Annotated in this window: 8 protein-coding genes and 3 pseudogenes; 6 read left to right on the top strand and 5 right to left on the bottom strand. The window is 69.4% G+C overall.

The window, feature by feature from the left end:
• Positions 1-382: pseudogene (locus G205_RS19785) on the top strand (anti-sigma factor); the annotation flags it as partial.
• Here the strand turns inward: G205_RS19785 and G205_RS21465 are convergent.
• Together G205_RS21465 and G205_RS19780 are read right to left on the bottom strand one after the other, a co-directional pair.
• Positions 369-853: pseudogene (locus G205_RS21465) on the bottom strand (SRPBCC family protein). The pseudogenes G205_RS19785 and G205_RS21465 sit on opposite strands and share 14 nt — an antisense overlap.
• A gap of 37 nt (positions 854-890) precedes the next feature.
• Complete coding sequence (locus G205_RS19780; protein WP_009359578.1) at positions 891-1,739, bottom strand: DUF1206 domain-containing protein; 849 nt, start codon at positions 1,737-1,739, stop codon at positions 891-893.
• 260 nt (positions 1,740-1,999) lie between these two features.
• On the opposite strand from G205_RS19780, the gene G205_RS19775 reads away from it, so the two are divergent.
• Positions 2,000-3,577 (top strand): hypothetical protein, encoded by a 1,578-nt coding sequence (locus G205_RS19775; RefSeq protein ID WP_035753942.1) that lies wholly within the window; start codon positions 2,000-2,002, stop codon positions 3,575-3,577.
• A 2-nt stretch (positions 3,578-3,579) separates the two neighbouring features.
• Complete coding sequence (locus tag G205_RS19770; RefSeq protein WP_035753938.1) at positions 3,580-4,023, top strand: hypothetical protein; 444 nt, start codon at positions 3,580-3,582, stop codon at positions 4,021-4,023.
• A gap of 26 nt (positions 4,024-4,049) precedes the next feature.
• On the opposite strand, the gene trmB is transcribed toward G205_RS19770, so the two are convergent.
• Positions 4,050-4,973 (bottom strand): tRNA (guanosine(46)-N7)-methyltransferase TrmB, encoded by a 924-nt coding sequence (trmB, locus tag G205_RS19765; RefSeq protein ID WP_009359575.1) that lies wholly within the window; start codon positions 4,971-4,973, stop codon positions 4,050-4,052.
• Positions 4,974-5,068: 95 nt separating this feature from the next.
• A complete protein-coding gene (locus G205_RS19760) occupies positions 5,069-5,488 on the bottom strand; it encodes a hypothetical protein (RefSeq protein WP_009359574.1) in 420 nt (139 codons plus the stop codon).
• A 132-nt stretch (positions 5,489-5,620) separates the two neighbouring features.
• Between G205_RS19760 and G205_RS19755 the strand changes: the two genes are divergently transcribed.
• Both G205_RS19755 and G205_RS19750 read left to right on the top strand, forming a co-directional pair.
• Positions 5,621-6,937: an MFS transporter gene (locus G205_RS19755; protein WP_009359573.1), complete on the top strand. Its 1,317-nt coding sequence runs from the start codon at positions 5,621-5,623 to the stop codon at positions 6,935-6,937.
• Positions 6,938-6,987: 50 nt separating this feature from the next.
• Positions 6,988-8,330: pseudogene (locus G205_RS19750) on the top strand (MFS transporter).
• Positions 8,331-8,332: 2 nt separating this feature from the next.
• Here G205_RS19750 and G205_RS19745 read toward each other — a convergent pair.
• Entirely contained in the window at positions 8,333-9,082 is a 750-nt protein-coding gene (locus tag G205_RS19745; RefSeq protein ID WP_009359571.1) for a class I SAM-dependent methyltransferase, read from the bottom strand.
• Positions 9,083-9,398: 316 nt separating this feature from the next.
• Between G205_RS19745 and G205_RS19740 the strand changes: the two genes are divergently transcribed.
• Positions 9,399-10,691 (top strand): DEAD/DEAH box helicase (locus tag G205_RS19740; RefSeq protein ID WP_009359570.1); only part of this gene is annotated, 1,293 nt, incomplete at its 3' end.

The following is a 10,691-nucleotide window of genomic DNA, read 5'->3' as shown; positions in this document are numbered from 1 at the left end:
GTGGGTGGCGCTGGTGGGCGCCGTCGCCGCAGCCTGCCTTGCCGCGGGCATCCTGGCCGGTCCGCTGCTGGCGCGGCCCGAGGCGCCCGACGCCACGTATTCGGTACAGTCCGGGGGCGGGCTGCAGTTCAGCATCGACCTCGCCAGGAAGACCTGGGGAACGGAGCTGGCGGTGAACGGGAGCAGCCTGCCGCAGGACGGGACGCTCTCGCTCTGGGTCCGCGACCGCGCCGGCAGCGAGGACCGGGCCTGCTCCTGGACGGCAACACCCAGCGGCAGGGTCCGGGTCACGGGGGCCACGCCGATTCAGCTGGGCAGCATCTCCAGCGTGGAACTGCGGGATGGGACGCAGAACGCGGTGGCCGTCATCACCGTGCCCTGAGGTCCGCCCTGAACTCGGCCACCAGCGCCGGGTCCTCGCAGGCCCGGGCGAACGCTCGATCCGGCGCTCGATCTCGCGTCCCAGCAACCAGGTGCCCACCCGATCCATCAGCGGCCGCAACACAGCCGGCCGGCACGAGAAGGTGTACTTCCAGACAGCCCGGGTGCCGCCGTCGTCGTTCGTGAAGCGCCACCCGCCGCCGAAGTTCCCGAAGAACCAGGGCCCGGAGACCATGGTCATGCCCACATTGCGCGGCGGGGCGTAGGAGACGTATTCGCTGACCATCGTCAGTCCCAGCCGGGAGCGGGTCCGGGTGCGGACGCCCTTGCCCGCCGAACCGGCCCCGTCCAGGAACCCCTGGGAGGAGATGAACGGATCCCACTTGAGCCGGAAGGAGCCGGTGGTCTGGGAGAACGCGAAAACGGTCTCCGGGTCGAGGCGGATGAGGCGTTCGGCGCGTACCTGGGGCATGCTCCCAGCCTAACGAGCCGCCGCAGGATCCCGGGTGCTACTGGTTCATCTTGGCAAGCCGCGCCCGCACGATCATGAACACCCCGTAGCAGATCAGTCCGGCGCCCACGGCCGCCAGCAGGTAGACGCCCAGGGGCTGGTCGCGGAGCGCACGGAGGCCGCCGTCCAGGCCGGTGGAGTCCTCCGGGTGGGCCTGCAGCGTGGCGATGGCGATGAGCAAGCCGGTCAGGAACAGCACGATGCCCTTGGCCACGTACCCGGTCACGCCCAGCACGGTGACAGCCGTCCTGGCCTTCTGGTTGGCCGGCATCACCAGGTGCTTTTCGAAGGACTTCCGCAGGCCGCGGATGGCATACACCACGCCCGTGACGGCGATGGCGATGCCCAGCACCACCAGCAGGGCCACGCCGCCGGGGGCCTTCATAAGGTTGACGGTCATGTCGCTGGCGGCCCGCTGGTTGTCACCGCCCGAACCCGTGCCCCGGGCGAAGGACAGCAGGGTCAGCGCAAGCCCGGCAAAGACCAAGGCCTGCGCCCCGGCCTTCGCCTTCTTCCCTGCCTTTTCCTTGGTGGGGAGGCGGTTGTAGTCAAAGATGGCGTCGCTGGTCTGCCACAGCGCCAGCGCAGCGCATGCCGCGAAGCTGGCCCACAGCAGGAAGGGACCGGCCGGCTGGGTTGAAAGTTCCGCCACGGCGCCGCTGAAATCGGCATTGCCGCTGCCGCCCATGGCCAGCCGGATGGCGATTGCGCCTACCAGCAGGTGCAGGATGCCGCTCGCAGCAAATCCTGCCCTCGCCAGCACCTCCAGTGTCCGCGAGTTGGTGACGTTCTCTGCGGCGCTTACTGCCTGCTTCAGTTCTCTTTTGATGGCTGTTCCTTTGTGCATGCGCGGCACCCGCGCGGTGGTTCACTGGTGTGCGTGCCCCACACAACCGTAATCGTCCCACGCGGACGGGGCCCGGAACAGTATGCGTGGCTCAAGGATTGCCAAGGGCAACTGCCGGGTGCCGGCGCCGGGGATTCCGGCCGGAATCCCCGGAGGGCGGTGATCCGATGGGGAGGGATCCCCATCGCCCGTTGGGTGCGCCCCGTGCAACCATGGGCACGGCGGTTGAACACGAAGCGCACACTTTCCCGGGGGACCACATGACTTTTTACGGCGCCGACGTCAGCCAGTTGAGGGCACTGGCCAAGGCGGCCGAGCAGGCCGCATCCCTCCTGAGCACCCGGGCCGGCGTGCTGCACGGCCAGATCCAGGCTGCGCCGTGGAAGGGCGCGGACGGGGAACGCTTCCGGCGGGAATGGACCGGCACCCACCGCCCCGGGCTGGAACGGGTGGTGGCCGGACTGCGTGAAAACTCGAAGCTCCTGCTGCAGCACGCCGACGAGCAGGAGAAGGCCTCGTCATTCTCCGGGGCCGGCGGCACCAGCTTGTGGGACCGGATGGCAATCCTGGCCGGGCAGGCCCGGGTCTGGCTCCAGGAGCAGGCCGCGGCGGCGGCTGCCGCCGCGGAACACCGGAGGGAGCTGGAGGCCGGCCTGGATCGCATGCTTGATGCCGGCCCCAGGGAGCAGGCGGAATGGTGGGCAGGCCTGTCCACCGCCGACCGGAAGTACCTGATCGAAGGCGCTGGGGAGGACGGCCCCTTCGCCGAGGACCTCATGCGGATGGACGGCGGCATCCCGGCCTCGGCCCAGGAACAGGCCAAGGACTACCTGCAGGAACTGGCCAAGGCGGATATCCCCGTCTACTCCGAAACCGGAAAGGCTTCCATCGAGGCGCGGGTGGCCTGGGTCCACGGCGGCGCGGAGGTGGGGACCGAAGTGGTGGAGAACGCGGACGGCTCCGCCACCATGAAGGTGTACGGAAACATGGGGCTGGGCGTCAATGACACCACCGGAACCGCCGGCGTCACCCTGAACGGGCAGGTGTCCCGGGAGTACACCTTCGGCAGCGTGGAGGAGGCCATGGCCGCCCGCGAGCAGATGTACCGGGACCTGCCGCCGGACAGCGTGGGCGAGATCAAGGATGTGGCCGGCAACCCGCCGGACTACATCCTGGACACGATTAACAACGCCGCCGGCGACAACGGATCCACCGGCCAGACAGACAAGGCCAAGGGCACCCTCTCGCTGGAGGCCGAAGGGGAGGCCGGCGCGGCGGCCGGCTCGGCGAAACTCGACCTGGCCTACGAGCGGAACCTCACGGACGGCACTGCCACGGCCAGCGGCGAGGTATCCGCGCAGGGGAAGCTGAACCTCGACGGCCGCGTGTTCGAAGCCTCCGGCAAGGGCGGCCTGCAGGTCGCCATGGACAAGGACAGCAACATCTCCTCCGTGTCCGTCACCATGGACGGCACCGTGGCGCAGGGCGTGGTGGCCGGCACCGACGTGAAGGCGGTAAAGGTAGAGTCCTCCGTGTCCGTGGGGACTCAGGGCACCGTGAAGATCGACGTCGACTACTCACCGGTGAACCGCCCCGTCATCGACAGCTACCTCCGCAACGTGGCCCTTGGCAATGACACTGCAGCAGCCCGGGACGCCGCCCGGCTCTACGAGGCAGGCTCCGCCACCGTCCAGGTCAACAACGTTGTCACTGCTTCCAGCGAGGCAGGGCTGGATGTGAAGGTGGGTGAGGTGGAAGTCAGTACCGAGAACCAGTCCACCACCAACGTGTCCACGTACTATAAGGTCCCCAACGACACCAAGCTCGAGAGGCTGTGACCATGTCCGTCCACATCGAATCACCGCTGGGATTCACGGCAGACTTTCCCGATCACACCCAGGTCCTGGAGTCCTCCACTGCCGGACCAGACAGTGAGCAGTACGGCCTGCCGGGCGGTGTCCTGGTGACCGTCATCAAGGACGAGACCTCCGTCCGGGATGCCCCGCAGGCCACTGGATGGGCGCACCTCATGGCCGGCTTCTACCTTGAGGAGCGCGCCGGGACCCTGCTGGCCGACGGCGAACTCGACCTGCCCGGCAAGGCCGCATACGCCGTGGTGGCGGGCTACGGCGACGCCGGCTCAGGCAAGGTGGCTGCCACTGTGGGTGTCTGGGAAAACGAACGGTTCATCGGCGTCGTGGTGCTCTGGCCGTACGCCAGCCCCGAGGTGGAACCCCGGCTCGGCATGCTGAAGGAGATCGTGGCCGGCATCAACGTCGGCTGACCCGGTTGTGCTGCTGCGCGTGTGCGCTATCGGCGGCGGTAGCAGAGATCGAAGATCAGCCGCCCGGCCTCGTGGGCCTTGGCCTCGAAACTGGTGCGGATCCTGCCTTCGAACCGCGGCGCCCAGCCGCCGGTTTCGTCGATGCCTTCGTTGGGGCCCGTGTGTTCCGTGCTCACCGGTGCGCGGCCTTCGCGGACGGGGGCGCCTCCCACGACGGTTTCTACCCCTGACTGCCAGACCTGCGTGAGCGGGCTTTCGGGTCCCCGGCGTTCGCCGGTATGCAGGTTTTCGAAGTCCTGGGAATCCGCCAGGACGTCGCGGACGTGGATGGCGTAGTTGGACCAGTCGGTGGCGATCCGCCAGAGCCCGCCGGGCTTCAGGGCGCGGGCTGCCAGCGCGGCGAATTCGGGCTGGATCAGGCGGCGCTTGTGGTGCCGGGACTTATGCCACGGGTCGGGGAAGAAGACCCACAGTTCGTCCACGGACCCGGCCGGCAGCATGGTGGCGAGGACCTCGGGAGCGTTGGCTTCCACCACGCGGACGTTGGTGAGCCCGCGGCTGTTGATCTTGATGATGGTGTTGGCCAGGCCGGGGGTGTAGACCTCCACAGCCAGGAAGTCAGTGTCTGGGTTCTGCTCCGCGGCATGGCAGATGGCGTCACCCAGGCCGGAGCCGATTTCCACGATCAGGGGCGCCTTGCGGCCGAACTCCGCCTCGGCGTCGAACGTGTAGTCCGGGTGGACAGAAGTGTTCGCGACGTGCCGGGGGACGTCCACCGCCCACCGGTCCGCATGTTCTTCCCAGGCGGCCTGGCGGCGGCCCTGCAGGCGGGTGCCGCGGCGGACGAAGCTGACCGGCCGGCCGCCGTAGGTGCCGAAGGAGGCCTGCGTTCCGGGCGTGACCGGCCTCGGGACATGCGGCTGCTGGGGGTTTTCCGGGGATTCACTCATCCCTCCAAGGATACCGGGGCGGGAACGGCCGGAGGGTCCCGTCCCCGGCCGGCGGGGACAGCCGCGGCCGGAGGGTCCCGCCACGGCACGGGGCGTCAACGCATCATGTACACGAACCGCAGGGTCATGATCAGCCCCACGATGAAGATCACGCTGTTGATGCACAAGGCCGCCAGCGCCAGCCCGGATCCCTTGGCCCGAAGCCCGGATTTGCGAAGGGCGTAGCCGCCCAGCGAGGCAGAGGTGATGCCGAAGATCAGGGGCAGGCTCCAGAACACGAGGGGAGCCAGCCACGGATTCTGTGAAGGGCCGCTGTACGGGAATGTCAGGAGCATGGCAAAACGGGCGAACGGGGCCGTGAGCAGGAGGCTCGCGGGGGCAACGACCGCCAGCACAAAGCCGGCAACGGCTGTGCCGTTATGGCCGCCGCCTGCCGGTGCCGGAACGGCCTGGACGGGCGGGGCGGTGTTCGCCGCCCCGGTGTTGGTGTGCCCGGACTGTGGTGGCGTGTCCATGGTTCTCGCTGGTTGTGATGACTGGCCCGGCAGGTGCCCTTCAAACGTAGGGAGCTGCCTGGCTGCCAAAAGGGCACGGACGCCGTATGTGGACAACTCCTGCCCGCGGTGGGCGCCTGCAACAATGGGCGGGTGACGGAAGCGACGAACGCCGAGGCAAGGAAGCAGCGGCCGGGAAGCCCTGCCGGGAAGGCGGCGCATGCCCGGGCCGAGCCAGGCATCCTGGTGGACGCCGAGATCGATGAGCTGCCCGCGCCGCAGCCCACCCGGGTGGGAAGCCGGCGCCAGCTTGCCTATCTCGGCCTGTGCCTTGTCCTCATCGGGCTCAACCTGCGGACCGTGTTTTCCAGCTTTTCCGCGGTGCTCCCCGAGGCCACTTCGCAGGCGGCGCTGCCCGGATGGGCGGTGGTGGTCCTGACAACCGTTCCCGTGACGCTTCTTGGGGTGTTCGCTCCGCTTGCCCCGGTCCTGGCGCGCAGGTTTGGCGCCGAACGCGTCCTGCTGGGTGCCATGGCCGTCCTGACGTCGGGGCTGCTGCTGCGCCCGGTGGAACTTCCGGCCGCAGGCCATCTGCCCGCCCTCCTCGCCGGCACCGCGGCCTGCGGCGCCGCGATAGCCCTCTGCAACGTCCTGCTTCCGGGCCTGGTGAAACGCGACTTCCCGCACCGGCTGGGCCTCATGGGCGGGCTGTACACCACGGCCATCTGCGCATCCGCCGCACTGGGGGCGGGCTTCACCTACCCGGTCTACACGGCGACGGGGGAGTGGACCCTGGCCCTGTGGTTCTGGGCGCTGCCCGCCGCCGTCGTGCTGCTGCTGTTCCTCCCGGTGGCCGCCCCGCAGCGGCCGGTCCGGCACACGGCCGTCAGGGACGGCGTCAACGTGTGGCGGTCCGCCGTGGCCTGGCAGGTGACGCTCTTCATGGTGCTGCAGGCCATGATGTCCTTCAGCGTGTTCGCCTGGCTGGCGCCCATCCTCCGCGAACGCGGGGTGGACGGCGGGACCGCGGGCCTGATGGTGTCCGCGAGCATCGTCCTGCAGATGCTCGGCTCACTGTTCGCGCCGGCGCTGGCCGCGAGGTTCCGGGACCAGCGGGCCATCAATACGACGGTGGCGCTGATGACCGGCGCCGGGTTCGCCCTCTGCATCTTCGGGCCGCTGGACCTGGTGTGGGTGTGGGCGGGCCTGCTGGGGCTGGGGCAGGGCAGCCTCACGGCCGTGGCGCTGACCATGATCATGCTGCGGACCCGGGACGGGCACACCGCCGCGCACCTGTCCGGGATGATGCAGGGCGTGGGCTACGGCCTGGGCTCCACCGGGACGCTGATGGTGGGGCAGCTGCACCAGGCAACCGGGTCCTTTGCGGCCGCCGGATTCCTGTTCCTGGCGGTCGGGCTGCTGGCGGCGGTCTTCGGCTACCGCGCCGGCCGCGACAGGTTCGTTGGCTAGGCCGTGACCGTGCCCGATCCCACCCTTCCAACCACCCACCCCGCCGCCGGATCCTGCAGCGGCCCTACCTCTGGGTCACCATCGGCACGTGTGCCTGGTATTCCTCGCCGCGTTCGAATCCCTCGCGGTGACCACCATCATGCCCCTCGTCAGCCGCGAGCTGGACGGCGCCGGGCTCTACGCCCTGGCGTTCGCCGGTCCGCTGGCCACGGGCGTCATCGGCATGGTGGCGGCCGGCAACTGGTCCGACAGGCGCGGCCCCACCGCACCCCTGTACTCCTCCGTGGGGCTGTTCGTCCTGGGCCTGCTGATCGCTGGGACGTCCGCGAGCATGCCGATGCTCGTTTCCGGCAGGCTGGTCCAGGGCCTGGGCGGCGGCGCCCTCACCGTGGCGCTGTATGTGCTCGTGGCCCGCATCTATCCCGGCGTGCTGCACCCGAAGATCTTCGCGGCGTTCTCCGCGGCCTGGGTGATCCCGTCCCTCGTGGGCCCGTTTGCCGCGGGGATCGTGGTGCAGGTCTTCAGCTGGCACTGGGTGTTCCTCGGCGTGGTGGGACTGGTCATCCCGGCGCTGCTGATGATCGCGCCCGTCCTGCGGGGAATGGCGCAGCAGCCGGCAGAAGCCGCAAAGCTCCCGTGGGCGGTGGGCCGGCTCGCGTGGGCGGCGCTCGCCGCGGTGGCCGTGCTGGCGCTGAACCTGTCCGCGGAGGTCCGTATCCCCGGGTTTCCCGCAGCCACGGCGCTCCTGGCCGTTGCCGCCGTCGTCCTGGCCCTGCTGGCCGTCCGCCCGCTGGTTCCCCGCGGCACGCTCCTGTCCCGGCGGGGGCTGCCCAGCGTTATCCTGGCCCGCGGGCTCGCCTCGGCCGCGTTCTTCGGCGCTGAGGTCTACCTGCCGTACCTGCTGATCGAGCAGTACGAATTTTCGCCCACCTTCGCCGGCCTCACGCTCACCGGCGGCGCGCTTTCCTGGGCCGGGGCATCGGCCGTGCAGGGCCGGCTGGGCGCCAGGCTGTCCCACCGCACCGCCGTGACGGCCGGGGCGTTGATGGTCCTGGGCGCGGTGCTGCTCGCCCTGGCCACCACCGCGCTTAACTGGCCGGCCGCCGTCGTTATCGGTGGCTGGATCTTTGCTGGCGGCGGGATGGGCCTGCTTTATCCGCGGCTGAGTGTCATGACCCTGGCCCTGTCCACCAAGGACAACGAGGGTTTCAACAGCTCCGCCATGTCCATCGCAGACTCGCTCGGCGGGGCATTGGCGCTGGCCACGACGGGCATCGTCTTCGCGGCATTTACGACGCCGGCGGCCTCCTTCTCCGGAGTCTTCGCCCTTGCCGCCGTGATCGCCGCAGCCGCGGCACTGGTGGCGCCGCGGGTCACCACCAGGCGGCCGTAGGGTCAGGTCAGACGGGTGGCCCGCAGGACGACGTCCGCGATGGTGGCGTGCTCGCCGTCCGGCCCGGTCACCGGGCGTTCCCGGCTGGTGAGGACCTCAAGCTGCCACCCGGGACCGTCCAGCGCCAGTTCCCTGACCAGTTCATCCCCGGTGTAGAACATGTCCCGGTGGTTGTGGTGGCTGGCACCCCACGGGGGAAGCCGGTCCGGATGGTGCCCCACCACCAGCAGCGTCCCGCCCGATTTCACCGCAGCCGCCGCCGTCCGCAGCGGCCCCTGCCAGGCGAGTTCCTGGGAGTGCAGGAACTGCGAGGTCACCAGGTCGAAGGCCCCCTCCGGCTGCCACTGTTCCAGGTCGGCCTGCTGCCAGGTGATACGGCTGGCAATGGCACCGTCGGCCGCGTGGACGCTTTCCCTTGCCAGCGCAGCCTTTTCATGCGACTGCGCGCGTTCCAGTGCGACGGCGGACACGTCGACGGCGGTCACCGTCCAGCCCTGCTGCGCGAGCCAGATGGCGTCTGCACCCTCGCCGCAGCCCAGGTCCAGCGCCTTGCCCGGCTTCAGTCCGCCGGCTTCCCGCACCAGCTGGGGGTTGGGTTTGCCGCTCCACATCTGCGGCTTGGTGCGGTAGCGCTCGTCCCAGATCGAGGCGGCGTCATCGCCGCGGATCCCGCTGCCGATGCCACCGGTGCCGCCGCCCGGGATGGAATCGCCGTGATGCCTGTCATGGTGGGGTGCCGGCTGTTCGCTCATGCCTCAACACTGCCCTGCCCCGCCTGCTGAGGCAACGCCCCCGGGCCGGCGGGGCGGGGCGAACCCGCGCGGGATGCTAGACTGGTGAAACTTGATGTGCAGTGATGCCCGGGTTCCCTCCATTTAGGGACTGGGCTTTTTTCATGTGAGAGGCACATCCTGCGTCGATGAACGCGTTCCATTTGGTCCCGGCCGTCGCTTTGCATAAGCGGCAGCAGGCTGGTGTGACCACCTGAATTTTCTTCGGCGAAACCCCTGGGCCAACCGGCGCCGGGGGCCGATATCCGTACGGATACCGCCTGAAAGACCTTTGACTTTGACTACTTTTGCTGCCCTCGGCACGCCCAAAGCCCTTGCCGATACCCTTGCCGCGCAGGGAATCGAATCCCCGTTCCCCATCCAGGTGAAGACCCTGCCGGACACGCTGGCCGGACGCGACGTCCTGGGCCGCGGCCGCACCGGCTCCGGCAAGACCATCGCCTTCGCCATTCCGCTGGTGGCCCGCCTGGCCGAACGCGAAGCGCCGTACTTCCGCAAGCCCGGCCGCCCCATGGGCCTGGTCCTGGCGCCCACGCGTGAACTGGCGACCCAGATCAACGCCACCATCGAACCGCTGGCCAAGGCCGCCGGCCTGAACACCACGGTGATCTATGGCGGCATCTCCCAGGCCCGCCAGGAGAAGGCGCTGCGCGCCGGCGTCGATATCGTCATCGCCTGCCCCGGCCGCCTGGAGGACCTGATCCGCCAGCGAATCCTCACGCTCGAAGCCGTGGAGATCACCGTCCTGGACGAGGCCGACCACATGGCCGACCTCGGCTTCCTGCCCGTGGTCAAGAAGCTGATGGATATGACCCCCAGCCAGGGCCAGCGCCTGCTCTTCTCCGCCACCCTGGACAACGGCGTGGACAAGATCGTCCAGCGCTACCTGTCCAACCCGCTGACCCACTCCGTGGACGATCCGCAGGCAGCGGTGACCACCATGGAGCACCACGTGCTGGTGGTCAACGACCAGACCGTCAAGAAGCAGCTGATCGTGGAGCTCGCGTCCGGTGCCGGCCGCCGGGTCCTCTTCATGCGGACCAAGCACCACGCCCGCAAGCTCGCCAAGACCCTGACCGACGCCGGGATACCCGCCGTGGACCTGCACGGCAACCTGTCGCAGAACGCCCGTGACCGCAACCTGGCCGAGTTCTCCTCCGGCGAGGTGCGCGTTCTGGTGGCCACCGACGTCGCTGCCCGCGGCGTGCACGTGGACGACGTCGAACTGGTGATCCACGTTGATCCGCCCACCGAGCACAAGGCCTACCTGCACCGCTCGGGCCGTACCGCCCGCGCCGGTTCCGACGGCACCGTTGTCACGCTGACCCTCCCGGAGCAGCAGACCGACGTCAAGAAGCTGATGAAGGCCGCAGGCGTGGACGTGAGCTTCGAACGCGTCACGGCAAGCTCGCCCATCGTCGCCGAACTGGTGGGCGAGATGGCGGACAAGGTTGATCCCCGCACCCGCGCCGCACTGCTGGCAGCCAAGGCCCAGAAGCAGGGCGGCGGCACCTCCACCGGTGCCAACGCCGAGCGCAAGCGCGCCCGCCGCCAGGCAGCCCCCCACCGC

It is taken from the genome of Arthrobacter nitrophenolicus, assembly GCF_000332815.1.
GTDB classification, from domain to species: Bacteria; Actinomycetota; Actinomycetes; order Actinomycetales; family Micrococcaceae; genus Arthrobacter; species Arthrobacter nitrophenolicus.
Note: the sequence above shows the minus strand (reverse complement) of the source record. Positions and strands in the feature narration are given on the sequence as shown.